General features: G+C 74.3%; 29 protein-coding genes. 28 read left to right on the top strand and 1 reads right to left on the bottom strand.

What is annotated here, in order from left to right; genetic code table 11:
* From PKY62_RS03825 to whiG, 20 genes are all read left to right on the top strand, one after another.
* On the top strand, positions 1-318 hold a 318-nt coding region (locus PKY62_RS03825; RefSeq protein ID WP_324535023.1), incomplete at its 5' end, for an AAA family ATPase.
* 105 nt (positions 319-423) lie between these two features.
* Entirely contained in the window at positions 424-756 is a 333-nt protein-coding gene (locus PKY62_RS03820; RefSeq protein ID WP_324535021.1) for a hypothetical protein, read from the top strand.
* A 42-nt stretch (positions 757-798) separates the two neighbouring features.
* Entirely contained in the window at positions 799-2,016 is a 1,218-nt protein-coding gene (gene ftsY, locus PKY62_RS03815) for a signal recognition particle-docking protein FtsY (RefSeq protein WP_324535019.1), read from the top strand.
* Between the two features lie 130 nt (positions 2,017-2,146).
* Positions 2,147-3,466, top strand: a complete 1,320-nt coding sequence (locus tag PKY62_RS03810; protein WP_324535017.1) for an ammonium transporter — start codon at positions 2,147-2,149, stop codon at positions 3,464-3,466.
* Complete coding sequence (locus PKY62_RS03805; RefSeq protein ID WP_324535015.1) at positions 3,463-3,801, top strand: P-II family nitrogen regulator; 339 nt, start codon at positions 3,463-3,465, stop codon at positions 3,799-3,801. The genes PKY62_RS03810 and PKY62_RS03805 overlap by 4 nt, the downstream gene beginning before the upstream one ends.
* 13 nt (positions 3,802-3,814) lie before the next feature.
* Positions 3,815-5,599: a [protein-PII] uridylyltransferase gene (locus PKY62_RS03800; protein WP_324535013.1), complete on the top strand. Its 1,785-nt coding sequence runs from the start codon at positions 3,815-3,817 to the stop codon at positions 5,597-5,599.
* A 57-nt stretch (positions 5,600-5,656) separates the two neighbouring features.
* On the top strand, positions 5,657-7,252 hold the full coding sequence (gene ffh / locus PKY62_RS03795) for a signal recognition particle protein (protein WP_324535011.1): 1,596 nt from the start codon (positions 5,657-5,659) through the stop codon (positions 7,250-7,252).
* 171 nt (positions 7,253-7,423) lie between these two features.
* On the top strand, positions 7,424-7,873 hold the full coding sequence (gene rpsP, locus PKY62_RS03790; protein ID WP_324535009.1) for a 30S ribosomal protein S16: 450 nt from the start codon (positions 7,424-7,426) through the stop codon (positions 7,871-7,873).
* Positions 7,873-8,109, top strand: coding sequence for an RNA-binding protein (locus PKY62_RS03785; protein ID WP_324535007.1), 237 nt, complete (start codon positions 7,873-7,875; stop codon positions 8,107-8,109). Before rpsP ends, PKY62_RS03785 begins: the two co-directional genes overlap by 1 nt.
* 82 nt (positions 8,110-8,191) lie before the next feature.
* Positions 8,192-8,776, top strand: a complete 585-nt coding sequence (gene rimM, locus PKY62_RS03780) for a ribosome maturation factor RimM (RefSeq protein WP_324535005.1) — start codon at positions 8,192-8,194, stop codon at positions 8,774-8,776.
* A 1-nt stretch (position 8,777) separates the two neighbouring features.
* The gene (trmD, locus tag PKY62_RS03775; RefSeq protein WP_324535003.1) at positions 8,778-9,629 is read left to right on the top strand and encodes a tRNA (guanosine(37)-N1)-methyltransferase TrmD; all 852 of its coding nucleotides are present in this window, start codon (positions 8,778-8,780) and stop codon (positions 9,627-9,629) included.
* Positions 9,630-9,772: 143 nt separating this feature from the next.
* Positions 9,773-10,132 (top strand): 50S ribosomal protein L19, encoded by a 360-nt coding sequence (gene rplS / locus PKY62_RS03770; protein WP_324535000.1) that lies wholly within the window; start codon positions 9,773-9,775, stop codon positions 10,130-10,132.
* Positions 10,133-10,226: 94 nt separating this feature from the next.
* The gene (gene lepB / locus PKY62_RS03765; protein WP_324534998.1) at positions 10,227-11,003 is read left to right on the top strand and encodes a signal peptidase I; all 777 of its coding nucleotides are present in this window, start codon (positions 10,227-10,229) and stop codon (positions 11,001-11,003) included.
* Positions 11,000-11,842, top strand: a complete 843-nt coding sequence (rnhB, locus tag PKY62_RS03760) for a ribonuclease HII (protein ID WP_324534996.1) — start codon at positions 11,000-11,002, stop codon at positions 11,840-11,842. The genes lepB and rnhB overlap by 4 nt, the downstream gene beginning before the upstream one ends.
* The gene (locus PKY62_RS03755) at positions 11,839-12,162 is read left to right on the top strand and encodes a DUF2469 domain-containing protein (protein WP_324534994.1); all 324 of its coding nucleotides are present in this window, start codon (positions 11,839-11,841) and stop codon (positions 12,160-12,162) included. The genes rnhB and PKY62_RS03755 overlap by 4 nt, the downstream gene beginning before the upstream one ends.
* Positions 12,163-12,293: 131 nt before the next feature.
* Positions 12,294-12,650, top strand: coding sequence for a YraN family protein (locus PKY62_RS03750; protein ID WP_324534992.1), 357 nt, complete (start codon positions 12,294-12,296; stop codon positions 12,648-12,650).
* Positions 12,650-14,182, top strand: a complete 1,533-nt coding sequence (locus tag PKY62_RS03745; protein ID WP_324534990.1) for a YifB family Mg chelatase-like AAA ATPase — start codon at positions 12,650-12,652, stop codon at positions 14,180-14,182. Before PKY62_RS03750 ends, PKY62_RS03745 begins: the two co-directional genes overlap by 1 nt.
* Complete coding sequence (gene dprA / locus PKY62_RS03740) at positions 14,179-15,432, top strand: DNA-processing protein DprA (RefSeq protein ID WP_324534988.1); 1,254 nt, start codon at positions 14,179-14,181, stop codon at positions 15,430-15,432. The genes PKY62_RS03745 and dprA overlap by 4 nt, the downstream gene beginning before the upstream one ends.
* An 83-nt stretch (positions 15,433-15,515) precedes the next feature.
* A complete protein-coding gene (locus PKY62_RS03735; protein WP_324534986.1) occupies positions 15,516-16,412 on the top strand; it encodes a tyrosine recombinase XerC in 897 nt (298 codons plus the stop codon).
* Between the two features lie 10 nt (positions 16,413-16,422).
* Positions 16,423-17,280: an RNA polymerase sigma factor WhiG gene (gene whiG, locus PKY62_RS03730; RefSeq protein ID WP_324534984.1), complete on the top strand. Its 858-nt coding sequence runs from the start codon at positions 16,423-16,425 to the stop codon at positions 17,278-17,280.
* 50 nt (positions 17,281-17,330) lie between these two features.
* Here the strand turns inward: whiG and PKY62_RS03725 are convergent, their stop codons facing one another.
* On the bottom strand, positions 17,331-17,963 hold the full coding sequence (locus tag PKY62_RS03725) for a M23 family metallopeptidase (RefSeq protein WP_324534982.1): 633 nt from the start codon (positions 17,961-17,963) through the stop codon (positions 17,331-17,333).
* Positions 17,964-18,328: 365 nt separating this feature from the next.
* On the opposite strand from PKY62_RS03725, the gene rpsB reads away from it, so the two are divergent.
* The 8 genes from rpsB (at position 18,329) to PKY62_RS03685 (ending at position 25,090) form a co-directional block, all read left to right on the top strand.
* Positions 18,329-19,306, top strand: coding sequence for a 30S ribosomal protein S2 (gene rpsB, locus PKY62_RS03720; protein WP_324534980.1), 978 nt, complete (start codon positions 18,329-18,331; stop codon positions 19,304-19,306).
* Positions 19,307-19,347: 41 nt separating this feature from the next.
* Positions 19,348-20,187 (top strand): translation elongation factor Ts, encoded by an 840-nt coding sequence (gene tsf / locus PKY62_RS03715; RefSeq protein WP_324534978.1) that lies wholly within the window; start codon positions 19,348-19,350, stop codon positions 20,185-20,187.
* A gap of 86 nt (positions 20,188-20,273) precedes the next feature.
* Positions 20,274-21,020: a UMP kinase gene (pyrH, locus tag PKY62_RS03710; RefSeq protein WP_324534976.1), complete on the top strand. Its 747-nt coding sequence runs from the start codon at positions 20,274-20,276 to the stop codon at positions 21,018-21,020.
* Between the two features lie 72 nt (positions 21,021-21,092).
* Positions 21,093-21,650, top strand: coding sequence for a ribosome recycling factor (gene frr / locus PKY62_RS03705; protein ID WP_324534974.1), 558 nt, complete (start codon positions 21,093-21,095; stop codon positions 21,648-21,650).
* Positions 21,650-22,519, top strand: a complete 870-nt coding sequence (locus PKY62_RS03700; RefSeq protein WP_324534972.1) for a phosphatidate cytidylyltransferase — start codon at positions 21,650-21,652, stop codon at positions 22,517-22,519. The genes frr and PKY62_RS03700 overlap by 1 nt, the downstream gene beginning before the upstream one ends.
* Positions 22,519-23,676 (top strand): dual-specificity RNA methyltransferase RlmN, encoded by a 1,158-nt coding sequence (gene rlmN / locus PKY62_RS03695; protein WP_502875776.1) that lies wholly within the window; start codon positions 22,519-22,521, stop codon positions 23,674-23,676. The genes PKY62_RS03700 and rlmN overlap by 1 nt, the downstream gene beginning before the upstream one ends.
* Positions 23,673-24,224: a DivIVA domain-containing protein gene (locus PKY62_RS03690; protein ID WP_324534970.1), complete on the top strand. Its 552-nt coding sequence runs from the start codon at positions 23,673-23,675 to the stop codon at positions 24,222-24,224. The genes rlmN and PKY62_RS03690 overlap by 4 nt, the downstream gene beginning before the upstream one ends.
* A gap of 2 nt (positions 24,225-24,226) precedes the next feature.
* Complete coding sequence (locus PKY62_RS03685) at positions 24,227-25,090, top strand: pentapeptide repeat-containing protein (RefSeq protein ID WP_324534968.1); 864 nt, start codon at positions 24,227-24,229, stop codon at positions 25,088-25,090.
* Positions 25,091-25,102 lie beyond the last annotated feature (12 nt).

Below are 25,102 nucleotides of genomic sequence, written 5' to 3'. Positions count from 1 at the left end.
GGCAAGAAGGTCAAGCGGCTGTCGCTGCTGTCGGGCGGCGAGCGCTCGCTGACCGCCGTGGCCCTGCTCGTGGCGATCTTCAAGGCCCGGCCGAGCCCGTTCTACGTCATGGACGAGGTCGAGGCCGCGCTCGACGACCTCAACCTCGGACGGCTGCTGGAGATCTTCCGCGAGCTGCGCGACGACTCCCAGCTCATCGTCGTCACGCACCAGAAGCGCACCATGGAGATCGCCGACGCGCTGTACGGCGTGACGATGCGCGGCGACGGCGTCACCACCGTCATCAGCCAGCGGATGCACGAGGACGCCTCGGCCTGACGTGCCGTGACCCGGGTCACAGCCGTGTGGAGATCCTGTGCCGATCCCGCGGGGCCCCAGCGGCGACCGGCGCGGTGGCGCGCGGGGGGCGCCGATACTGGGGGCATGTCTCCCGTTGTCGTCCCCGTCGTCGTCGCCCTGCTCGCCGCCATCGTCGTCCTGGCGGCCGTGGCGCGTGACGGCGGATCCTCCCGGGGGCTGCTCTCGGACCTGCGCTCCGGCCTGCGCCGTGGCGACTCCACGCGGCTCGGCCTGTTCGCCGGGGCGCGTCGCGACCTCGTCGAGGCGGCCGACGTGGAGACGTCCCACGTCGAGGAGATCTTCCTGCTCGGGGGGGCGCAGGAGGACGGCTACGTCCGCGCAGACGACCTCACCGATCCCGTCGCCCGGGTCACCCAGGCGGCGGCGCGCGGCGTCACGGGGCTCGTCCGCCGCTGACCCGCAGGGCGCTGCGCCCCCGACGCCTGGCACACTGCTGGCGTGAACGACCTCACCGATCTCCTCATCGCCCTGCCGGTCCTGGCCGTCCTGGGCACCGCGACGACCCTGCTCGTGCGCTCGCGCCGCCGCGGTGGCGCCGCCGCCGTCGAGCGCCCGGCCGCCGGCGGCACCGGCGCGGAGCCCACGGACCTGGCGCCCGACCCCGGCGGCGCGCCGTCGGCCGCTGGGGCCGGGACCGCCGGCGCGACCGCCGCCGTCGAGAACGGGCCCGCCACCGCGCCCGCCCCACCCGCCCTGGACGTGCCCACGCCGGCCGTCGGGCGCCTGGTCCGGCTGCGCGAGCGGCTGGCCCGCTCCGGTGCCCTGGGCGCGACGCTGCTCGCCGTGCTGTCCCGCGACACGCTCACGGCGGACGACTGGGACGAGATCGAGGAGACGCTGCTCCTCGCGGACGTCGGCGCCGGCCCCTCGGCGGAGCTCGTCGACGCGCTGCGGGAGCGCGTGCGCGTGCTCGGCGTGCGCGAGCCCGTCGCGGTGCGCGCCCTGCTGCGCGAGCAGCTCCTCGCCCTCGTCGACCCGTCGATGGACCGCACGCTGCACACCGAGCCCGTGATGGTGACCGACGAGGACGGGCGGCCGGGCGTGCACCCCGCCGTCGTGCTCGTCGTGGGCGTCAACGGGACGGGCAAGACGACGACGGTCGGCAAGCTCGCGCGCGTGCTCGTCGCGGAGGGCCGCACCGTGCTCCTTGGCGCGGCCGACACGTTCCGCGCCGCCGCAGCCGACCAGCTGCAGACGTGGGGCGCGCGCGTGGGTGTCGCGACGGTGCGCTCGGACCGCGACGGCGGGGACCCCGCGGCCGTGGCGTTCGACGCCGTGCGCCGGGGGCGGGCCGACGGCGTCGACGTCGTCCTCGTGGACACGGCCGGACGGCTGCAGAACAAGGCCGGCCTCATGGACGAGCTGGGCAAGATCACGCGCGTCATCACACGCTCCTCGCCGATCAGCGAGGTGCTCCTCGTGCTCGACGCCACCACGGGGCAGAACGGCCTGACCCAGGCCCGGGTCTTCGCCGAGGTCGCCGGCGTCACCGGGATCGTCCTGACGAAGCTCGACGGCACGGCCAAGGGCGGCATCGTCGTGGCCGTCCAGCGTGAGCTCGGGGTGCCGGTCAAGCTCGTCGGCCTGGGGGAGGGGCCGGACGACCTGGCGCCCTTCGAGCCCGAGGCGTTCGTCGACGGCCTGCTGCAGGGCTGACGAAACAGAGCGTTCACATCCCGCGGCGTTCTGTCATCGCGCCGTAACGCCAGCCGTCCGACGCGGAAACACCGCTCGAAGATGGTTGTCCCGGACCAGCCGCCCGGCTGGCGAGGGAGAGGCGATTTCTATGGACGAGTTTGTCCTGGACACCGGGAACACAGCATGGATGCTCACCGCTTCCGCGCTGGTGCTGCTCATGACGCCGGGTCTGGCGTTCTTCTACGGCGGCATGGTGCGCGGCAAGTCCGTGCTCAACATGATGATGATGAGCTTTGGCGCCATGGGCGTCATCGCGCCGATCTGGCTCCTGTACGGCTACTCGGGCGCCTTCGGCACCGACATGCTGGGCGGCCTCATCGGCAACCCCTTCGAGTACTTCGGCAGCAACGGCATCACCGACGACCAGAGCCTCATGGCCGCGGCCGGCGTGCCGGCCCTGGTCGCGATCGCCTTCCAGGCGACGTTCGCGATCATCACGGTCGCGCTCATCTCGGGTGCCGTCGCCGAGCGCATGAAGTTCAGCGCCTGGATGGTCTTCGCGGCCGTCTGGGTCACGTTCGTCTACATCCCCATGGCGCACATGGTGTGGGGCGGCGGCCTGCTCGGCGCCACCGGCATCACCGAGGCGCTGGCCGTCCCGATCGACTTCGCCGGTGGCACGGTCGTCCACATCAACGCCGGTGTCGCCGGCCTGGTGCTGGCGATCATCCTCGGCAAGCGCAAGGGCTTCGGCAAGGAGCCCATGCGGCCGCACAACCTGCCGTTCGTCATGCTGGGCGCAGCCCTGCTGTGGTTCGGCTGGTTCGGCTTCAACGCGGGCTCCGAGTTCGCGGCGGACGGCACGGCCGGCCGTGCGTGGATCAACACGACGGTGGCGACCTCGATCGCGATGCTGGCCTGGCTCATCACGGAGAAGTTCCGTGACGGGCACGCCACCTCGCTCGGTGCCGCGTCCGGCGTCGTGGCCGGCCTGGTCGCGATCACCCCCGCAGCGGCCGCTGTGGACACCTACGGCGCCATGGCCATCGGTGCGGTCGCCGGCGTGCTCTGCGCCCTGGCCGTCGGCCTGAAGTACAAGTTCGGCTACGACGACTCGCTCGACGTCGTCGGCGTGCACCTCGTCGGTGGTCTGACCGGCACCATCCTCATCGGCCTCTTCGCGAACGTCGGCGACGGCGTCAACGGCACCTGGTACCTCGACGGCTCGCTCAACGGCCTGTTCTACGGTGGGGGCGTCAACCAGCTCCTCACGCAGGTCATCGTCGCGCTGGCCGCCGTGGTGTTCAGCGGCGTGATGACGACGATCATCGCCCTGGCGATCAAGGCGGCCATGGGCCTGCGCATCCCGGAGGAGTCCGAGGTGGGTGGGATCGACCTGGCAGTGCACGGTGAGACGGCGTACGAGACCCTCGGCGGCGCTCGCAAGACTCAGGAGGTGAAGGCATGAAGCTGGTCACGGCAATCATCCAGCCCCACCGGCTCGACGACGTGAAGTCGGCCCTCGAGGCCGCCGGGATCCGCGGCATGACGGTCAGCGAGGCCAGCGGCTACGGCCGTCAGCGCGGTCACACCGAGGTCTACCGCGGTGCCGAGTACACCGTGGACCTCATCCCCAAGGTCCGGGTCGAGGTGCTCGTCGCGGCGGAGGACGCCGCGGCGGTCACCGAGGCGATCATCGGTGCGGCCCAGACCGGCAAGATCGGTGATGGCAAGGTGTGGACGGTTCCCGTGGACGACGTGGCGCGGGTGCGCACCGGCGAGCACGGCGCCGTGGCGCTCTGAGCGCCGGGAACCGATGATGCACGACCGACCGCACGACGCCGCGGTCGGGGCCCCGTCCCTGCAGGCCCCGCTCCCCTCCACCGGGGTGCGGGGCCTGCGGGCGGACCGGCTCGACCTGGCGGCACGGATGACCGGACCCGGGGCAGACGGCCACGTGCGCCGGGCCGCCGTCGCCCAGCTCGTGACCAGCCGGCTCGCCCACCTGTGGGACGAGGCCGTGGCACCCCTCGGTGCGGCCGAGGGGCTGGCGCTCGGCGCCGTGGGCAGCCTGGGGCGCTCCGACGCGAGCCCCAACAGCGACCTCGACCTCCTGCTGGTGCACGACGGCCGCTCGCACCCGGCCGCCGAGGTCGCGGCGCTCGCCGAGCGGCTCTGGTACCCCATCTGGGACGCCGGACTCGACCTGGACCACTCGGTCCGTTCGCTGGCCCAGTGCCGGCAGGTCGCCTCCGCCGACCTGCCGGCCGCCGTCGGGCTGCTCGACCTGCGCGCCGTCGCCGGCGACCGCACCGTCATCCACCGTGCGCGCACCGCGCTGCTGACGGACTGGCGCTCGGCAGCACGGCGCCGCCTGCCGGAGCTGCTCGCGACGACGAAGACCCGCGCTGAGCGCTCCGGCGAGCTCGCCTACCTCGTCGAGCCCGACCTCAAGGAGGCGCGCGGTGGGATCCGCGACGCCGTCGTGGTCTTCGCGCTCGCGGCCACGTGGCTCACCGACCGCCCCCACGGCGCGGTCGACGACGCCTACGCCCACCTGCTCGACGTGCGCGACGCGCTGCACGTCGCGACCCGGCGACCCACCAACCGCCTGCTGCGCGCCGACCAGGACGAGGTCGCGGCGCTGCTGGGCATCGGCGACGCCGACGACCTGCTCGCCGGGCTCGCCGAGTCCGGCCGGGTGGTCTCGCACGCGCTCGACACCACCGTGCGGCACGCGCGCCAGGCCCTGGACCGCCCGTCCCTGCGACGGCCGGTGCTCGTCCGGGGGCGCCGCATCGCGCCCCGGCTGCGCTCGGTGGGCGAGGGCCTCGTGGAGCACGACGGCGAGCTGGTGCTCGCCGCGGGCGTGCGGCCGCAGGACGACCCCATGCTCAGCCTGCGTGCCGCGGCGACGGCTGCCCGCACCGGGCTGCCGCTGTCCCCCGTCACCGTCGAGAGCCTGGCGCGGACGCCGGCCCTGCCCGAGCCGTGGCCGGCCGTGGCGCGAGCGCACCTGCTCGCGCTGCTCGGCACGGGCGCTGCCCAGGTGCCGGTCTGGGAGACGCTCGACCTCGCGGGCGTGGTGACCCGGTGGATCCCCGAGTGGTCCGCGGTGCGCAACCGGCCGCAGCGGTCGCCCATCCACCGGCACACGGTCGACCGCCACCTCGTCGAGACGGTCGCGCGGGCGGGTCGCGGGCGCAAGGGTGCCGGCTCGCACGTGCTGCTCCTCGCGGCACTGCTGCACGACATCGGCAAGCGCGCCGGGGTGGCGGACCACAGCGTGGAGGGTGCAGAGCTCGTCCCGGGGATCCTCGGCCGGATGGGCTTCGAGCAGGCCGAGATCGCCGACGTCACGCTCCTGGTCCGCCACCACCTCACGCTGGCGAACCTCGCGACGCAGTCCGACCCGGACGACCCGGCGACGGTCGACGCGCTGGTCGAGGCGCTCGGCGGTCGCGTCGACCTGCTCGACGTGCTGCGGGCCCTGTCCGAGGCGGACGCCTCGGCGGCGGGCCCGACGACGTGGACGCCATGGCGCGCCCGCCTGCTCGACGACCTCACGGAGCGCACGCGCGAGCGCCTGACCTCCGGGTGAGGCGCTGCGGGTACCCTGAGGGCTCCCGCTCGACCGTCCCGTGACCGGTGAGGTTCTGTGTTCGCCACGCTGTCCGACCGTCTGACCTCCACCTTCCGGAACCTGCGCACCAAGGGCAGGCTCTCCGAGGCCGACATCGACGCCACGGTGCGCGAGATCCGGCGTGCCCTGCTCGACGCCGACGTCGCCGTCCAGGTGGTCCGCGCCTTCACCGGCGCCGTGCGCGAGCGTGCGCTCTCGGCCGAGGTCTCGGGCGCCCTCAACCCCGCCCAGCAGATCGTCAAGATCGTCAACGACGAGCTCGTCGCGGTGCTCGGCGGCGTGCAGCGGCCCCTGGCTCTGGCCAAGAACCCGCCCACCGTCATCCTGCTGGCCGGGCTGCAGGGCGCGGGCAAGACGACCCTGGCCGGCAAGCTGGCGCTGCACCTGCGCGAGAAGGGGCACACGCCCCTGCTCGTCGCGGCGGACCTGCAGCGCCCCAACGCCGTCACCCAGCTCCAGGTGGTCGGGGAGCGCGCGGGCGTGCCGGTCTACGCCCCGCACCCGGGCGCCCGCGAGGGCTACGAGGGCGCCGACGTCGCCGCGGGGGACCCCGTGGCGGTGGCCCGCGACGGCCTGGCGACCGCGCGCACGCGCCAGCACGACGTGCTCATCGTCGACACCGCCGGCCGCCTCGGCGTGGACGCCGAGATGATGCAGCAGGCCGCGGACATCCGCGACGCCGTCCAGCCGGACGAGATCCTCTTCGTCGTCGACGCGATGATCGGCCAGGACGCCGTGCTCACCGCGCAGGCCTTCGCCGACGGCGTCGGCTTCACCGGCGTGGTGCTGTCCAAGCTCGACGGTGACGCGCGCGGCGGTGCAGCGTTGTCCGTGGCGAGCGTCACGGGCCGGCCGATCCTCTTCGCCTCGACCGGCGAGAAGCTCACCGACTTCGAGGTCTTCCACCCGGACCGGATGGCCTCGCGCATCCTCGACATGGGCGACGTCATGTCGCTCATCGAGCAGGCGGAGAAGGCGTTCGACGCGGAGCAGGCCGAGGCCATGGCGGGCAAGCTCGCCGGGGGCGAGGACTTCACGCTCGAGGACTTCCTGGTCCAGATGCAGGGCCTTCGCCAGATGGGCTCGATGAAGAAGATGCTCGGGATGCTGCCGGGCATGGGGCAGATGCGGGAGGCGATCGAGGGCTTCGACGAGCGCGAGGTCGACCGGATCGAGGCCATCGTCCGGTCGATGACGCCGGCCGAGCGCCGGGCGCCCAAGATCATCAACGGCTCGCGGCGCGCCCGCATCGCGCGCGGCTCCGGCACCAGCCCGAGCGACGTCAACCAGCTGCTCGAGCGGTTCACCGCGGCGCAGAAGATGATGAAGCAGATGGCGCGCGGCGGGGGCATGGGCCTGCCGGGGATGGGCAACCTGCCGGGCATGGGCGGCAAGAAGTCTCGCGGCAAGACGCCGCCGCAGCGCAAGGTCAAGGGAAGGTCGGGCAACCCGGCCAAGCGGGCCCAGCAGGAGCGCGACGGCGGGCGTCCCGCCGGGGTGCCGTCGGCCCCCGGCTCAGCCTTCGGCCTGGGCGCACCCGCGGCGCCGCCGGCCGCGGACCCGGCCACCCTCCAGCTGCCGCCCGGCATCGAGAAGCTCCTCGGGCGCTGACGCGGCACCGCGGTACCACCGGGCCCGCCGGGTCTGGCACAATAACCCGCTGTACCCGGCGTGGCGGACCCTCTAGCCGTCCACGACCGCGTCCTCGGCCCCTCTCGACCACCTGCCCCACGGGTGTGCGCGCGGGGGACCACCCCGGCAGAACCAGGAGAGACCACCACTGTGGCCGTCAAGATCCGTCTGAAGCGCATCGGTACCACCCATGCGCCGTACTACCGCATCGTCGTCGCCGACTCGCGCACCAAGCGCGACGGTCGCGTGATCGAGGAGATCGGCAAGTACCACCCCACCGAGGAGCCCTCGTTCATCGAGATCTCCCGCGAGCGTGCGCAGTACTGGCTCGGCGTCGGCGCGCAGCCGTCCGAGCAGGTCCTCGTGCTGCTCAAGATCACCGGTGACTGGCAGACCTTCAAGGGCCTGCCCGGCACCGAGGGCACGCTGCGGACCAAGGCCGGTGCCGTCGTCGACGCCGCCGCCGCCGTGGCCGCCGCTGCCGACGCCGCCGAGAAGGCCAAGGCCAAGCACGCCGACGCGAAGGCGAAGGCAGCTGTCGCCGCCGCCGCGCCGGTCGAGGCACCCGCCGAGACCGCCGAGACGGCTCCGGAGGCCTGATGCTCGCCGACGCGCTCGAGCACCTGGTCCGCGGCATCGTGGACCACCCGGACGACGTCCAGGTCACCGGTCGGGCCCTGCGGCGCGGCGAGGTGCTGGAGGTCAGGGTGCACCCCGAGGACCTCGGGCGCGTCATCGGCCGCAGCGGCCGCACGGCGCGCGCGCTGCGCACCGTCGTCGGCGCGCTCGGCGACGGCTCGGTCCGGGTCGACGTCGTGGACGTCGACCGGCGCTGAGCCCGCACGACCAGCAGGCCCGGCCCCCGTACCCTGGGGGCCGGGCCTGAGTCTTGCCCCACCCGACCCGCGGAGGAACCCCATGGACCTGGCCGTCGCGACGATCGGCCGCGCCCACGGGCTGCGGGGCGACGTCGTCCTGGACGTGCGGACCGACGTGCCGGAGCAGCGCTTCACGGTCGGCGCGGTGCTCGCCACCGACCCGCCCGCCGTCGGCCCGCTGACCGTCGCCCGCGTGCGGAGCCAGGGCGACCACTGGTTCGTCGGCTTCGAGCAGGTCGCCGACCGCACGGGCGCCGAGGCCCTGCGCGGCGTGCAGCTCGTCGTGCCGGCGCAGGACTCCACCGAGGAGGACGCCTGGTACCCGTACGAGCTCGCCGGCCTGCGGGTCGAGCGGCTCGACGGCACCGTCGTGGGCGAGGTGATCGGTCTGGAGCACCTGCCGGCCCAGGACGCGCTGGTGGTCCGGGAGACCGGGGGGCAGCGCACGCTGGTGCCCTTCGTCCGCGCCATCGTCCCGGTGGTCGACGTCCCCGGGGGGCGCGTGGTGCTCGACGCGCCGCACGGGCTGCTCGCGGCCGACGGCCCGGTCGACGACGACGAGGCCGACGACGACGACGGCGGCGCCGCCGGCCCGACCGCCGACGTGGGGTCGGACGAGGCCTGACGTGCGGATCGACGTCGTCACGATCTTCCCGGAGTACCTCGCGCCGCTGGAGCTCTCGCTCGTCGGCAGGGCGCGGGCCGCGGGTCTGCTCGAGCTGCGGGTGCACGACCTGCGCGACTGGGCGACCGACCGGCACCGCACGGTCGACGACACGCCGCTGGGCGGCGGGGCCGGCATGGTGATGAAGCCCGACGTCTGGGGCGAGGCGCTCGACGCGCTGCTCGCCGCGAACCCCGACCTCGTGCCAGAGCTGCTGGTGCCGACGCCGTCCGGCGAACCGTTCACCCAGCGCACGGCCGAGCGCCTGGCCGGGGCCGAGCACCTCGTCGTCGCGTGCGGGCGGTACGAGGGGATCGACGCGCGCGTCGCGGAGCACTACCGGTCCCGCGGTGTGCGGGTCACCGAGGTCTCCCTGGGCGACTACGTGCTCAACGGCGGCGAGGTCGCGGCGCTCGTGGTCGTCGAGGCCGTCGCCCGGCTGCTGCCGGGGGTGGTGGGCAACCCCGAGTCCCTCGTCGAGGAGTCGCACGGTGCCGCGGGCCTGCTGGAGTACCCCGTCTACACGCGCCCGCCGGCGTGGCGCGGGCTGGCGGTGCCCGACGTGCTGCTCTCGGGCCACCACGCGCGGATCGCCCGCTGGCGCCGCGACCGGTCCCTGGAGCGCACGGCCCAACGGCGCCCCGACCTCGTCGACGCGCTCGACCCGGCGGGTCTCGACCGCCACGACCGGGCCGTCCTGGACGCGCTCGCGGAGCGCACGACCCGGCCAGACGACCGGCCAGACGACCGGCCAGTCGTGAGGCCGGACGGCACGCCCGGCGTGGCTTCGACCCCGGAGCCTGTGGCAGACTGACCCGTTGGTGTGCGTCCGCCGCGTCTCTGCCCCAGGGGAGACGGTCACGGCAGCGAGGTTCGCACCCACCACCTGAACCGTCGGGCCGCCGTTGCGGCGGCCCCGTGACGCGACTGACCTGGCGGCAGCGCGAAGGAGATCCGATGCACATCCTCGACTCGGTCGACGCAGCCTCGCTGCGGTCCGACATCCCCGACTTCCGCCCGGGGGACACGCTCAAGGTCAACGTCAAGGTCGTCGAGGGCACGCGCTCGCGCATCCAGGCGTTCCAGGGCGTCGTCATCCGCCGCTCCGGCGGCGGCGTGCGCGAGACCTTCACCGTCCGCAAGGTCAGCTTCGGCGTCGGCGTCGAGCGCACCTTCCCGGTGCACTCCCCGTCGCTCGAGTCCATCGAGGTCGTCACCCGTGGTGACGTCCGCCGGGCCAAGCTGTACTACCTGCGCAAGCTGCGCGGCAAGAAGGCGAAGATCAAGGAGAAGCGGGACACGCCGGCCGGCCGGTAACCCTCCGCAGACGCCGACGGGCGGCCACCCCCACAAGGGTGGCCGCCCGTCGGCGTCTGCGGCCCGCCACGGGTGGGCATGGCAGAGTGTGCGCGTGACAGACCGCGATCCCGCCGTGCCCCAGCACCGTCGCGACGACGGCGCCGACGAGCCGTTCGGCCCCGGGCACCGCCCCCGGACGGAACCGCAGCGGGCGGGGTTCCTCGTGCTCGTCCGCGAGGCCGCGATCATCGTCGTCAGCGCGGTGGTGCTCTCCCTGGTCATCAAGACGTTCCTCGCCCAGGCCTTCTTCATCCCCAGCGGGTCGATGCAGAACACGCTGCTCGTCGGTGACCGGGTGCTCGTCTCCAAGCTCGTCCCGGGGCCGTTCGAGGTGCACCGCGGGGACGTCGTGGTGTTCAAGGACCCGGGGGGCTGGCTGCCGGACCCCGGTCCCGACACCAGCACGGCGCTCAGCCGACGGATCACCTCGGTGCTGACCTACATCGGCCTGCTGCCGCAGGACTCCGGCGAGCACCTCATCAAGCGCGTCATCGGTGTGGCGGGGGACACCGTGGAGTGCTGCGACGAGCAGGGTCGGCTCATCGTCAACGGCGTGCCGATCGACGAGCCGTACATCGCCGCCGGGTCGATCCCCAGCGAGATGGAGTTCTCCGTCGTGGTCCCCGCCGGCGCCCTGTGGGTCATGGGTGACAACCGGCAGAGCTCGCAGGACTCGCGCTACCAGCAGGGCGGTCCCGGGGGCGGCAGCGTCCCGCTGGCCGACGTCGTCGGGACGGCCTTCGTCACGCTCTGGCCGCTCGACCGGATCGGCCTGCTGCGCAACCCCGGGGCGACGTTCGCCGACGTGGGCGAGCCGGCGACGCCGTGAGCACGGCGCCCCGGGCCGCCGGGCGCAGCGGGCGGCCCGACCTGCGGCACGAGCGCTCGCTGCTGCGCGCCGGCGCCGGTGTCGTCGCGGGGATGGACGAGGTCGGTCGTGGTGCGCTGGCCGGACCGGTGAGCGTGGGGGTGGTCGCGGTGGACCTCGGCACCCGAGCCTGCCCGCCGGGGGTCGCGGACTCCAAGCTGCTGCGCCCCGCGGCCCGCACGGCGCTGCTCGGCCCCCTCGGGCGCTGGGGCAGGGCGCGCGCGGTCGGGCACGCGAGCCCTGCGGAGATCGACGACGTCGGGATCGTCGCCGCGCTGCGCCTCGCCGGGTGCCGGGCGCTGGCGTCGCTGGACCTGCGCGTCGACGTCGTGCTGCTGGACGGCTCGCACGACTGGCTCAGCTGCCCTGCGGCGGACCTGCTCGACGGCCTTCGCGGCCTCGGCGGACCCGACGGACGCGACGACGGCAGCGAACCGGCGGGGGCCGGCGGGCTGGTCGCGTGGGCATCCCTCGGCGCGCCGCGCGTGGTGACCCGGGTCAAGGCGGACCGGACGTGCTCCTCGGTGGCCGCGGCGAGCGTCCTGGCCAAGTGCGAGCGCGACGCGCTCATGGTCGATCTCGCGCCGACGCACCCGGCCTACCGGTGGGACGAGAACAAGGGCTACGGGGCGCCCGAGCACCTGGCCGCGCTGCGTGACCTGGGCACGACGCAGCACCACCGCCGTAGCTGGCGTCTGCCGGACAGGGGCCCGCAGGCAGGCGGGACCGTCCCGTCGGCGTCCGCCGTCGACCTGCTCGGCACGGACGACCCGCGCGCATGGTCCATGATGGACGCGTGAGCGCCGAGGACCTCGAGAACTACGAGACCGAGATGGAGCTCGCGCTCTACCGCGAGTACCGCGACGTCGTGGGCCTGTTCGCCTACGTCGTGGAGACCGAGCGCAGGTTCTACCTGGCGAACCAGGTCGACCTGCAGGTTCGCTCGGCCGCCGGCGAGGTGTACTTCGAGGTCTCGCTCACCGACGCGTGGGTGTGGGACGTCTACCGGTCGGCCCGCTTCGTCCGGGCCGTGCGTGTCGTGACGTTCAAGGACGTCAACGTCGAGGAGCTCGTCAAGACCGACCTCGACCTGCCCGACGGCGGCGCGTTCCGCCGCTGAGGCGCACGGTCCGGCACGGCCGCGCACGGGTGCTCCACAGGTACCCCGTCCGCGAGGTTCGTCCCCAGGCGACGGGACCCTCCCGGCGGTGACCGTCGCACGTGCCCCACGGTGGGTGCGGAGGTGGTCGCATGCGGGCCAAGGATGCCGTCGGACGGTACGGCGAGAACGTCGCTGCCGCGCACCTGGTGCGCGCCGGGTGGCAGGTGCTCGACCGCAACTGGCGCGGTACGGGCGGGGAGCTCGACATCGTCGCGCTGGCGGGCACCGAGCTGGTCGTCGTGGAGGTCAAGACGCGCTCCGGCGACGGGTTCGGTCACCCGGCCGAGGCCGTCACCCCGGTGAAGCTCGCCCGGCTCCGCCGGCTCGCGGGGCAGTGGCTCGCGACGCACGACGTCCACCCGCGCAGCGTGCGGATCGACGTCATCGCGGTGCGCACGGCGCGCAGCGGCCCGGCCACCGTTGAGCACCTGCGAGGGGTGTCCTGATGGGGCTGGGACGCACGCTCGGCGTCTCCATCGTGGGGCTCACGGGTCACGTCGTCGAGGTCGAGGCGCACCTGGCCGCCTCCGTCCCGGGGTTCGCCCTCGTCGGGCTGCCGGACGCCTCGCTGGCCGAGGCGCGCGACCGCGTGCGGGCTGCCGTGCACTCCAGCGGGCTCGCCTGGCCGCAGCGCCGGATCACCGTCAACCTCTCGCCCGCCTCGCTGCCCAAGGCGGGCTCGGGGTTCGACCTGGCGATCGCCGTGGCGACCCTGGCCGGTGCCGGGGCGTGCACCGCCGACGCCGTGGCGGGCACGGTCCACCTCGGCGAGCTCGGCCTCGACGGCCGGTTGCGGCCCGTGCGCGGCATCCTCCCGGCGGTCGCGGCAGCGGTGGCCGCTGGCCATCGTCGCGTGGTCGTCCCGCTCGGCAACGCCGCGGAGGCAGCGCTCGTTCCGGGCGCGCAGGTGGTGGCAGCCGGCAGCCTCGCCGAGGTGGCGCACGGGTACGGCGCCGAGGTGGATGTGCCGGCAGACGACCGGCCGATGCTGCTCGAGCCGGATGTCGCCCCGCGCCCCGGTGGCGCCGACCTGGCGGACGTGCTGGGCCAGGCACCCGCGCGCTGGGCGCTGGAGGTCGCGGCGGCCGGCGGCCACCACCTGCTCATGGTCGGGCCACCCGGGGCGGGCAAGACCATGCTCGCTGCGCGGCTCCCGGGGCTGCTGCCGGACCTCGACGAGCGCGAGGCGGTCGAGGTCACGGCCATCCACTCGGTGGCCGGGACCTTCCACCCGGCGGGCGGCCTGCTGCGGCGACCGCCCTTCGAGGACCCGCACCACACCGCCACCCCGGCCGCGGTGGTCGGCGGGGGATCGGGTCTGCCCCGCCCCGGTGCCGCGTCGCGGGCCCACCGGGGGGTGCTCTTCATGGACGAGGCCCCGGAGTTCTCGCCGCGCGTGCTGCAGACCCTGCGGCAGCCGCTCGAGCACGGTGAGCTGGTCATCCACCGTTCCGGCGGCACGGCGCGCTACCCGGCTCGCTTCCAGCTGGTGCTCGCCGCGAATCCGTGCCCGTGCGGCCGGTCGGTCGGCAAGGGGCTGGACTGCTCGTGCACCTCGCTGGCGCGGCGACGGTACTTCTCGCGCCTGTCGGGACCGCTCCTCGACCGCGTGGACATGCAGCTCGAGGTGCTGCCGGTCACCCGAGCCGAGCGGACGGCGTCCGTGAGCCCGGAGAGCACTGCCGTCGTGGGCGCACGCGTCGCCGCGGCGCGGGCTGCGGCGACGGAGCGGCTGCGCGGGACGGAGTGGCGGACCAACGCCGAGGTGCCAGGGACGTGGCTGCGCGCGCACGGCGGGCCGGCGGTGCACCGCGACCTCGACCGCGCGCTGGACACCGGGCTGCTGAGCCTGCGCGGCGTCGACCGCGTGCTCCGCGTCGCCTGGACGCTGGCCGACCTCGCCGGCCTCGCGGTGCCGGGGCCAGAGCAGGTGGGGCAGGCCCTGCTGCTGCGCACCCGGGGTCAGGTGGGCGGATGAGCGCGCCGGCAGCCGGCGGCCCGGTGCCGCACGGGCCCGACACCGCCGTGGTGCACGCCAGGGCGGCGTGGAGCCGGCTCGTCGAGCCGGGCGACCTGGTCGCGGGGGCGCTCGTGCAGGCGCTCGGACCCGTCGAGGCGCTCGACTGGGTCCGCGCGGCCTGGCTGCGCGGTGCCGCCGGTGGCGGACCGCACGCTGGCCTGAGCGCCCCGGCCCTCGCGCGGCTGGACCGCGCGCTGGGCGGTTGGGCTGCACGGCGGGAGGGTCTCGACCCGCGGCGCGACATCGACGCCGTCGTCCGGCTGGGCGGGCGCGTGCTCGTGCCCGAGGAGCCCTGCTGGCCAGCGCGGCTCGACGACCTCGGCCCTGCGGCTCCGGCGTGCCTGTGGCAGCTGGGCGTCGCGCCGCTGGAGCCCCTGCTGGAGCGCTCGGTCGCCCTCATCGGGGCGAGGGCGTGCACGCCCTACGGCGAGCGCGTCGCGGCGGAGGTCGCGGGCGGGGTGGCGGACGCTGGCTGGACGGTCGTGTCCGGTGGGGCCTACGGGATCGACGCCGCCGCGCACCGGGCGACGATCGCCGCCGGGGGCCGCACCGTCGCGGTGCTCGCCGGTGGCCTGGACCGGCCCTACCCGGCAGGCAACGTCCGGCTGCTGGCCGCCGCGGCTCAGACCGGCGCGCTGGTCAGCGAGGTCCCCGTGGGGTCGGTGCCGAGCCGCACCCGGTTCCTCCAGCGCAACCGGCTCATCGCAGCCCTGACACGGGCGACGGTCGTCGTGGAGGCGGCGTGGCGGTCCGGGGCGCTGAGCACCGCCGGGCACGCGGCCGGGCTGCTGCGACCCGTGGGCGCCGTGCCGGGGCCCGTGACGTCCGCTGCGTCGGCGGGGTGCCACCGGCTGCTCCGCGAGGGGGCCGCCGTGTGCGTCACGGACGCCCCGGAGGTCCTCGAGCTCGCGGGCGGCGGCCCGGCACCGGAGCCGATGGTCGCCGACGTCCCCGGCGACGGCATGTCACCCGAGGTCCGGCGGGTGCTCGACGCGCTGCCCCTGCGCTCCGGCGTCCGGCCCGAGGCCTTGACCCGCGCTTCTGGCCTGTCGCTCGGTGATCTTCGCTCCTGCCTCGGTAGGCTCGAGCTCGCCGGGTACGCGGTCCAGGACGATGGCCGGTGGCGACGGTCGACCCGAGGAGCGCACGACGCACACGATCCGAGATCTGAGACACCGCAGGCGCCCGAGCGCCCGCGCGACGGGTGAAACCTGCCGGGTCCGGGTTGTGACCAGGGCTCGGACGGGCCACGGTAGGTCATGTGCGACCTGCGACTGCGGACAGGGTGGCCATGACCGATGAGGTGGTGGCGGCCTTCGGTGTGCACCTGCGCGCCGCGCGCGGGCTGTCCGAGCACACCGTGCGCGCCTACAGCGGCGACGTCAGGCACGTCCTTGCCTACGCGCGTCGCCACGGCGTCGCGTGGGACGACGTCGACCTGCCGCTGCTGCGGGGTTGGCTCGCCGCCATGGTGACCACGCACCTGACGCGCGCGACGATCGCCCGCCGCGGCGCCGCCGTGCGAGCGTTCTACGCCTGGGCCGTCCAGGACGGCCGCATCGCCCGCGACCCCGCGGTCCGTCTCGTCACAGCCCAGCCGGGATCGCCCTTGCCCAGTGCGCTCGGTGTCCGCCCCGCGGCCGACCTGCTGGAGGTGGCGCGCCGGACGGCTGCGGACGGGGACCCCGTCGCGCTGCGCGACTGGGCCGTCCTCGAGCTCCTCTACGCCACGGGCGCGCGCGTCGGGGAGCTGGTGGCGCTCGACGTCGACGACCTCCAGGGCACCGACCGCCTGGTGCGGTTGTTCGGCAAGGGCGCCAAGGAGCGCATCGTGCCGTACGGCGTCCCGGCCGCCCGTGCGATGGCCGCCTGGCTCGCGCAGGGCCGGCCGGCGCTCGCCACGTCGACGTCCGGCCCCGCCGCCTTCCTCGGGCGGCGCGGTCAGCGCATCGACCAGCGCCAGGTACGCACCGCCGTGCACCGCGCGGCCCAGCTGGCCGGGGTCGACGACATCGCCCCGCACGCCCTGCGCCACACCGCGGCGACCCACCTGCTCCAGGGCGGCTCCGACCTGCGCAGCGTGCAGGAGATCCTCGGCCATGCCAGCCTCGCCACGACGCAGCGCTACACGCACGTCAGCGCCGATCGCCTGCGCGTGTCCTACCTCCAAGCCCACCCTCGAGCCTGAGAGGCAGCCGATGCCGACCCCGGCCCGCACCGAGAACGACGACGCCCCCGCACCGGCGGTCGTCGACCGGCCGACCCCGCAGCCGGAACCGCTGACCGAGGAGGCGCGGGCCGTCGACACGCTGTGGCGCACCTTCAAGCTGACGGCGGACCGCGGTGCCCGCGAGAAGCTCATCCTGCACTTCGCCCCCCTGGTGACCATGGTCGCGGGGCGGGTGGGTGCCGGCCTTCCCTCGACCGTCGAGCAGGCGGACCTCGTGTCCTACGGCATGTTCGGCCTCATCGACGCGATCGAGAAGTACGAGCTCGACCGCGCGGTGAAGTTCGAGACCTACGCGAGCTCGCGGATCCGCGGCGCGATCATCGACGAGCTGCGCTCGATCGACTGGATCCCGCGCTCGGTCCGCACCAAGGCCCGAGCGGTCGACCGTGCGTTCGCCGAGCTCGAGGGCGAGCTGCGCCGCGCGCCCACCGAGCAGGAGGTCGCGGCCCGCCTCGAGATCGGGGTGGACGACCTGCGCGCCATCTTCACCCAGCTGTCGACGGTCAACGTGGCCGCGCTCGACGAGATGCTCGGCGCCGGCTCGGAGCGTGGCGACTCCCTGTCGCTCCTGGACACGCTCGAGGACCCCGACGCGACCGATCCCGCGGGCAACGTCGAGGCCGCCGAGACCAAGGTGCTGCTGTCGCGGGCGATCGAACGGCTGGGCGAGCGCGAGAAGATCGTCCTGGTCCTGTACTACTACGAGAACATGACCCTGGCCGAGATCGGCCGGGTGCTCGGGGTGACCGAGTCCCGGATCTCCCAGATGCACACGGCGGCGATGCTGCGCCTGCGGACCTTCCTGCAGGAGAGCGAACGCGTCTGATCGCGGTCGTGATCACGGTCGTGGACGGCAGCCTGCGGCGGTCGGCCGGCTCACGGCGGGACCGGCAGCAGCACCACCGGCCCGGCGCCCGCGAGCAGGCTGAGCGGGTCGAGGTAGTCCCGCCCCCGGCGCACACCCCAGTGCACGCACCGCTCGGGGCAGTGGCCGGGGCGGTCCTCCACGGCGCCGACCACGTCCCCCCGCACCACGGTGGAGCCGAGGGGCAGCGAGCCGACCACGGGCTCCAGGCTCGTGCGCAGCCCGTCGGGGTGCGTGAGCACCACCACGGAGCGATCGACGACGACGCCCTGGAACGTCACCACGCCGGGCGCGGGGGCGAGGACCGGGTCGCCGGGCGCCGCCGCGAGGTCGACGCCGCGGTGCCCGGCAGACCAGCGCCGCGCCGGTGGACGAAAGGCCGAGACGACACGGGCGTCGGCCACGGGCGCGGCGTGGGCGGCTGCGGTGTCCGCGGTGTCCGCGGTGTCCGCGGTGTCGGCGGCCGGGTGTGCTGGGGAGACTTCCGTGCTGGCGCCCGGATGGGCCGGGGCCCACACCTCGGCTGATCCGACGGGGGCGCCGATGAGCGCCGTGAGGGCGAGCAGCGCACCGGTCGCGGCGGCGATCGCGTGCGCCCTGCGGGTCGGCTCCGGCGGTGCGGGGGAGGGGTGGTCGGCGGGCACGTCCCCACGGTGCCCGACCCCCGCAGCAGGTCCGACCGGGGTGCCGCGGGCCGGTGGACGACGCGGCGCCCGGCGGGGCGTGTGGACGGGCGCCCCGCCGGGACGGCGGCCGAGGGCCCGCATCCGGTAGCATGGCCGTCGCGCCCGGTCCGCCGGGTGACATCGCGCGCCATCTTCCCGCCAGCACCGGAGCGATCCGGGGCGGGAGCGCGTGCCGGCAGCGGTCCGGGGCCTCGGCCCCGGCGTCGGCACGGCGAGGCGCCAGGGGCGTCCGGTCATCCCGACCGGTGCCGACAACCGGATGCGGGCCACCTCGGCCCGCCTGCTGATGCGCAGCCCCGCGGGCTGCGCCGGAAGGACGTGCCATGGCCGTCGTGACCATGCGCCAGCTGCTCGAGAGCGGTGTCCACTTCGGGCACCAGACCCGCCGCTGGAACCCCAAGATGAAGCGGTTCATCTTCACCGAGCGCAACGGCATCTACATCGTCGACCTGCAGCAGTCGCTCGGGTACATCGACCGCGCGTACGACTTCGTCAAGCAGACGGTCGCCCACGGCGGGACCATCCTCTTCGTCGGCACGAAGAAGCAGGCGCAGGAGCCCGTCGCCGAGCAGGCCGCCCGTGTCGGCATGCCCTACGTCAACCAGCGCTGGCTCGGTGGCATGCTCACCAACTTCACCACCGTCAACAAGCGCCTGCAGCGCCTCAAGGAGCTCGAGGAGATCGACTTCGACGACGTCGCGTCCAGCGGCTTCACGAAGAAGGAGCTGCTCATCATGCGCCGCGAGCGCGACAAGCTCGCCAAGACCCTCGGTGGCATCCGGGACATGGCCCGTGTGCCGTCCGCGGTGTGGATCGTCGACACCAACAAGGAGCACCTCGCCGTCGACGAGGCGCGCAAACTGGGCATCCCGGTCATCGCGATCCTCGACACCAACTGCGATCCCGACATGGTCGACTACCAGATCCCGGGCAACGACGACGCGATCCGCGCCGTCTCCCTGCTCACCCGCGTGATCGCCGACGCCGTCGCCGAGGGCCTCATCGCCCGCCACTCCGGCAAGGCCGCCGCGACCGAGGACACCGCGGCGTCCGAGCCGCTGGCCGAGTGGGAGCGCGAGCTCCTTGCCGGTGCCGAGACCGTCGCGGCCCCGGTCGTCGTTGCCGAGCCGGTCGTCGAGGCCGAGCCGGTGGTCGAGGTCGCCCCGGTCGTCGAGGCTGAGCCGGTCGTCGAGGTCGCCCCCGTCGTCGATGCCGAGCCGGTCGTCGAGGCCGCCCCGGTCGCCGAGGCCGAGCCCGTCGCCGACATCGCGCCCGCCGCCGACGCCGAGACCGCGCGCTGACGCTCCGGCGCCTGCCCACACCGACAGACAAGGACACACCCATGGCGAACTACACCGCCGCTGACATCAAGGCCCTGCGCGAGCGCACGGGCGCCGGGATGATGGACGTCAAGAAGGCGCTCGACGAGGCCGACGGCAACGCCGAGAAGGCCCTGGAGATCATCCGGGTCAAGGGTCTCAAGGGCGTCAGCAAGCGCGAGGGTCGCTCGGCCTCCGACGGCCTCGTCGCCGCCCATGTGGCTGACGACGCCGCCGGGCAGACGGGCACGCTCATCGAGCTCAACTCGGAGACGGACTTCGTCGCCAAGAGCCCGGTGTTCGTCGCGCTGGCCGACAAGGTCCTCGCGGCCGCCGTCGCCGCCGGCACGCAGGACGTCGAGGCGATCCTCGCGTCCGTCGTCGACGGCAGCACGGTCGCGGACACCATCCAGGAGACGGCCGCGACGCTGGGCGAGAAGCTCGTCCTGCGCCGCGTCGCCCGGATCTCGGCCCCCGCGGTCACGGTCTACCTGCACAAGGTCAACAAGGACCTGCCGCCCCAGGTCGGCGTCCTCGTCGGCAGCGACGCTGCCGCCGCGGCCGTCGCGAAGGACGTCGCGATGCACATCGCCGCGTACTCCCCGTCGTACCTCACCCGGGACGACGTCCCCGCCGAGACCGTCGCCTCCGAGCGCCGGATCGCCGAGGAGACCTCGCGCAACGAGGGCAAGCCCGAGGCTGCCCTGCCCAAGATCGTCGAGGGTCGCCTCACCGGCTTCTTCAAGGAGTCGGTGCTGGTCGACCAGGCCTTCGCCAAGGACCAGAAGAAGTCCGTCGGCCAGGTCGTCACGGAGACCGGCGGCGCCGTCACCGGCTTCGCACGGTTCCGCGTCGGCGCCTGACACCACCCGGCGGCGGCCCACGGGCCGCCGCCGGACAGGCAGGACCCGGGGCCGTCGGGGCCTCGGTGGGCACACCAGGAGGCACCGTGACGCACATCGGCGGGACTGACCACAGCACGGCCCCCCCGGCGCGTCGGGTGCTGCTCAAGCTGTCCGGCGAGACGTTCGGCGGCGGCGGCGTCGGCCTCGCCCCCGACGTCGTGCGCCGCGTCGCCGTCGAGATCGCCGAGGCCGTACGCACCGGCGTGCAGGTGGCGATCGTCGTGGGCGGCGGCAACTTCTTCCGCGGCGCAGAGCTCTCGGCCAGCGGCCTGGACCGCGCGCGCGCGGACTACATGGGCATGCTCGGCACCGTGCTCAACTGCCTGGCCCTGCAGGACTTCCTCGAGCAGGCGGGGGTCAGCACGCGCGTGCAGACGGCGATCACGATGGGGCAGGTCGCCGAGCCGTACATCCCGCTGCGCGCCATCCGGCACCTCGAGAAGGGTCGGGTCGTCATCTTCGGTGCCGGCGCCGGCATGCCGTTCTTCTCCACCGACACCGTTGCGGTGCAGCGGGCCCTCGAGACCCACTGCCAGGAGGTGCTCATGGGCAAGAACGGCGTGGACGGCGTCTACTCCGCCGACCCCCGCACCACACCCGACGCCGTGCGCTTCGACCACGTGAGCTACACCGACGCGCTGGTCCAGGGCCTGGAGGTCATGGACGCCACCGCGCTGAGCCTGTGCCGCGACAACGACGTGCGCATGCGCGTGTTCGGCATGGGCGAGGAGGGCAACGTCACGCGAGCCCTGCAGGGTGAGAAGATCGGCACGTTGCTGACCGCCGACTGAACCGGCGCCGCCACCCGGCGGAGCCCCGGCAGGATGCGGACCGGCAGGACCAGACGAACGAAGGAGCACCGGGTGATCGACGACACCCTCCTCGAGGCCGAGGAGAAGATGGACAAGGCGGTCGAGGTCGCGAAGGAGGACTTCGCCACCATCCGGACCGGACGGGCCAACCCGGCGATGTTCACCAAGATCCTCGTCGAGTACTACGGCTCGCCGACCCCGCTGCAGCAGCTCGCGTCGTTCGCGACCCCCGAGGCGCGGACCATCCTCATCTCCCCGTTCGACGTCAGCTCGCTTGGCGCCGTCGAGCGGGCCCTGCGCGACTCAGACCTGGGCGTCAACCCGTCGAACGACGGCAAGACCATCCGCATCGTGCTGCCGCAGCTCACCCAGGAGCGCCGCCGCGACTACGTCAAGCTCGCCCGGCACAAGGCCGAGGACGCCCGCATCTCCGTGCGCAACATCCGCCGGCGCGCGAAGGACGAGCTCGACCGGATCGCCAAGGACGGCGAGGCAGGCGAGGACGAGGTGGCCCGTGCCGAGAAGGAGCTCGAGGCGCTGACCAAGCGCCACGTCGACCTGGTCGACCAGGTGCTCACGCACAAGGAGAGCGAGCTGCTCGAGGTCTGATGGCCGAGACAGCCGGAACCGAGATCGCCGGGGGCGGCCCCTCGGCGACCCCGCGTGCCGGTCGGGACCTGCCGATCGCGATCGGCGTGGGCCTCGGCCTGCTCGGGGTCGTCGTCGCCTCCCTCGCGTTCCGCAAGGAGGGCTTCATCCTCCTGGCCATCCTGTTCTGCGGAGCAGGGATGTGGGAGCTGGCCCAGGCGTTCACCCGCCGCGGGATCACCCTGCCGTTGCTTCCGCTGCTCGTCGGCGTGGTGGGGATCCTCGTCTCGGCCTACGCCGGCGGGCCAGAGGCGCTGCTCGTGGCGTTCATGCTCACGTCCGGGGGCGTCGTGGTGTGGCGCGTGCTCGACGGCGCCGGGGCGCCCGCCCTGCGCGATGCGGCCGCGGCGATCTTCGCCACGGCCTACCTGCCCTTCATGGGCGGCTTCGTCATGCTCATGCTCGCCGCGCCGGACGGCGCACGCCGGGTCACCCTGTTCGTGCTCCTCTCGGTGGCCAGCGACACGGGCGGCTTCATCGCCGGGGTGCTGCTGGGTCGCCACCCGCTGGCACCGTCCGTCAGCCCCAAGAAGTCCTGGGAGGGGCTGGGCGGTTCTGTGGTCCTCGCCGGTGCCGTGGGCGCGGTCGGCATGGTCTGGGCCTTCGACGGCTCGCCGCTCGTCGGCATCGCGCTGGGGCTCGCCGCCGTGCTGACCTCCACGCTGGGCGACCTCGCGGAGTCCCTGCTCAAGCGCGACCTGGAGCTCAAGGACATGGGCACGCTGCTGCCGGGCCACGGCGGCGTGCTCGACCGGCTCGACTCGATGCTGCTCAGCGCGCCGCTCGTCTACCTCGTCCTCCTCGTGGCCGTCCCGACCGGGGGAGTCTGATGACCGAGCCCACCCGCCCTGCCGTGCGTCCAGCAGACGAGGGGCGCGCCCCGCTGACCCTGACGATGAGCGCCCCGCGCCGAGGCAAGCCCCCGCGTCACTTCGTCGACCTCAGCGCGGCCGAGCGCGGCGAGGCCATGGCGCAGGCCGGTCAGCCCGCGTTCCGGGCCAAGCAGCTCGCGACGCACTACTTCAGCCACCTCACCACGGACCCGGCCGACATGAGCGACCTGCCGGCGGCCGGTCGTGACGAGCTCGTCGGGACCCTCTTCCCACCGCTGCTCGCGCCCATCCGTACGCTGACGGCCGATGCCGGGACCACGGTCAAGACGCTGTGGCGCCTGCACGACGGCGTCAAGGTCGAGTCGGTGCTCATGCGCTACCCGGGTCGCGCGACGCTGTGCGTGTCGAGCCAGGTGGGCTGCGGGATGGCCTGCCCGTTCTGCGCCACCGGCCAGCTGGGTCTGACCCGGAACATGTCGGCGGCCGAGATCGTCGAGCAGGTGCGCCTGGCGGCCAGGGCGCTGGCCCGGGGCGAGATCGCCGGCGGCCCCGGCCGGCTGTCCAACCTCGTGTTCATGGGCATGGGCGAGCCGATGGCCAACTACGCAGCGGTGCTCGCGGCCGTGCGCGCGTTCATCGCGCCGCAGCCCGAGGGGTTCGGTGTCTCGGCGCGCAACGTCACGGTCTCCACGGTGGGTCTTGTCCCGGCGATCGACAAGCTCGCCGCGGAGGGGCTTCCGGTGACCCTGGCGCTGTCCCTGCACGCCCCCGACGACGCGTTGCGGCGCGAGCTCGTGCCGATCACCACGCGCTGGACGGTCGACGAGGCGCTCGACGCGGCCAAGCGGTACTACGACGCGACCGCGCGCCGCGTGAGCATCGAGTACGCCCTCATCCGCGACATGAACGACCAGGGCTGGCGGGCCGACATGCTCGCCGAGAAGCTGACGGCGCGCGGCCGTGGCTGGGTGCACGTCAACCCCATCCCGCTGAACCCGACGCCGGGCTCCATCTGGACGGCGAGCGAGCCGGCGGTCGAGGCCGAGTTCGTCGACCGTCTGCGGGCGCGCGGCATCCCCACGACCATCCGCGACACCCGCGGCAGTGACATCGACGGTGCGTGCGGCCAGCTGGCCGCGGAGGAGGGGCCATGACCCACATGTTCCGGACCGCCGGGCTCCTGCGCTCGGGCTACGACATCGATCAGGTCGACGAGTTCTTCACGCACGCCCGCAAGGCGTACGAGGGCGAGGTGCCCGAGCAGATGACCGGCCGGGACGTGCGGCTCGGGGCGTTCGACATGGTCCGGGGCGGCTACCGGGCGGAGGCCGTCGACGGCGCGCTCGACCGCCTCGAGCGCGCCTTCGTCACGCGCCAGCGCGCCGAGTTCGTCGCCACCCATGGGCAGCAGGCGTGGCTCGAGCACCTGGCCTCGCAGGCCAGGACCCTGTACGGCCGCCTCGCGCGGCCGGACGGCGAGCGGTTCGCCCCGGCGCCCCGGCACGAGCAGGGCTACGAGCCGGACGACGTCGACGCGCTGTGCCAGCGCCTCATCGACTACTTCGACAACGGGCAGCCGCTGACGTCCGACGAGGTGCGCCACGCGCACTTCCGGCGGGCCAAGGGCCGCGACGCCTACGGCGAGCCGGCCGTGGACGCCTTCTGCGACCGGGCGATCGAGGTCCTGCTCGGCGTCGAGTAGCCGTGACCTCCGCCGATGGCTCGCCGCAGCGGTGGCGTGCCGACTGCTCGCGGTGCGCTGCGCTGTGCTGCGTCGCCCCCGCGTTCGCGGCGTCGGCCGACTTCGCGATCGACAAGCCCGCCGGGAGTCCGTGCCGGCACCTCGCCGGGGACCTGCGGTGCACGATCCACGACCGGCTGCGCCCGGCGGGCTTCGGCGGCTGCGCGGTCTACGACTGCTTCGGCGCCGGTCAGCAGGTCACCCAGGTGGTCTTCGGTGGTCGGGACTGGCGCTCGTCACCGGGGCTGGCCGCGCCGATGTTCGCCGTGCTCCCGGTGGTCCGGGCCCTGCACGAGCTGGCGTGGCTGGTCGCCGAGGCCCGTGCGCTCACGGCGGAGGACGCCGTCCTCGCGGAGCTGGACCGTGGCCTCGCCGCGATCGAGGTGCTGGCCGGCTCGGACGCCGCGACCCTCCTGGCCCTCGACGTCGACGCCGTGCGGCGAGACATCAACCCGGTGCTCACCGCCGTGAGCACCGCCGTCCGCTCGGCCGCACGTCCCAGCCCGCCGGACCACCGGGGAGCGCTGCTGCTCGGTGCCGACCTGAGGGGGGCCGACCTGCGCGCGGCAGGGCTGCGCGGCGCCGTGCTCGTCGGCGCGGACCTGCGCGGCGCCGACCTGCGGCTGGCCGACCTCACGGGGGCGGACCTGCGCGGCACGCGGCTGCGCGGCGCCGACCTGCGTGGGGCGCTCTTCGTCACGCAGGCTCAGCTGGACGCCGCCGTCGGCGATGACGCCACGCGGCTGCCGGCCGGGCGCCGGCGGCCCGCCCACTGGGAGACCGCGCCGGACGGCCAGCCGGACGGCCAGCCGGACGAGCCCCGCTAGGCCGTCGGGCCG

The sequence above is a fragment of the Actinotalea sp. genome (genome assembly GCF_035443605.1).
GTDB lineage: Bacteria > Actinomycetota > Actinomycetes > Actinomycetales > Cellulomonadaceae > Actinotalea.
This window is presented reverse-complemented; position numbering and strand designations above follow the sequence as displayed.

Excerpts from the sequence above, each read along its gene's own strand:
- PKY62_RS03820 (WP_324535021.1), top strand. The coding sequence starts at position 424 with ATGTCTCCCGTTGTCGTCCCCGTCGTCGTCGCCCTGCTCGCCGCCATC.
- rplS (WP_324535000.1), top strand. The coding sequence starts at position 9,773 with ATGCACATCCTCGACTCGGTCGACGCAGCCTCGCTGCGGTCCGACATC.
- whiG (WP_324534984.1), top strand. The coding sequence starts at position 16,423 with ATGCCGACCCCGGCCCGCACCGAGAACGACGACGCCCCCGCACCGGCG.
- rlmN (WP_502875776.1), top strand. The coding sequence starts at position 22,519 with ATGACCGAGCCCACCCGCCCTGCCGTGCGTCCAGCAGACGAGGGGCGC.
- PKY62_RS03800 (WP_324535013.1), top strand. The coding sequence starts at position 3,815 with ATGATGCACGACCGACCGCACGACGCCGCGGTCGGGGCCCCGTCCCTG.
- dprA (WP_324534988.1), top strand. The coding sequence starts at position 14,179 with ATGAGCGCGCCGGCAGCCGGCGGCCCGGTGCCGCACGGGCCCGACACC.
- PKY62_RS03735 (WP_324534986.1), top strand. The coding sequence starts at position 15,516 with ATGACCGATGAGGTGGTGGCGGCCTTCGGTGTGCACCTGCGCGCCGCG.
- PKY62_RS03745 (WP_324534990.1), top strand. The coding sequence starts at position 12,650 with ATGGGGCTGGGACGCACGCTCGGCGTCTCCATCGTGGGGCTCACGGGT.
- PKY62_RS03690 (WP_324534970.1), top strand. The coding sequence starts at position 23,673 with ATGACCCACATGTTCCGGACCGCCGGGCTCCTGCGCTCGGGCTACGAC.
- PKY62_RS03785 (WP_324535007.1), top strand. The coding sequence starts at position 7,873 with ATGCTCGCCGACGCGCTCGAGCACCTGGTCCGCGGCATCGTGGACCAC.
- PKY62_RS03750 (WP_324534992.1), top strand. The coding sequence starts at position 12,294 with ATGCGGGCCAAGGATGCCGTCGGACGGTACGGCGAGAACGTCGCTGCC.
- rpsB (WP_324534980.1), top strand. The coding sequence starts at position 18,329 with ATGGCCGTCGTGACCATGCGCCAGCTGCTCGAGAGCGGTGTCCACTTC.
- tsf (WP_324534978.1), top strand. The coding sequence starts at position 19,348 with ATGGCGAACTACACCGCCGCTGACATCAAGGCCCTGCGCGAGCGCACG.
- PKY62_RS03700 (WP_324534972.1), top strand. The coding sequence starts at position 21,650 with ATGGCCGAGACAGCCGGAACCGAGATCGCCGGGGGCGGCCCCTCGGCG.
- rimM (WP_324535005.1), top strand. The coding sequence starts at position 8,192 with ATGGACCTGGCCGTCGCGACGATCGGCCGCGCCCACGGGCTGCGGGGC.
- PKY62_RS03810 (WP_324535017.1), top strand. The coding sequence starts at position 2,147 with ATGGACGAGTTTGTCCTGGACACCGGGAACACAGCATGGATGCTCACC.
- PKY62_RS03805 (WP_324535015.1), top strand. The coding sequence starts at position 3,463 with ATGAAGCTGGTCACGGCAATCATCCAGCCCCACCGGCTCGACGACGTG.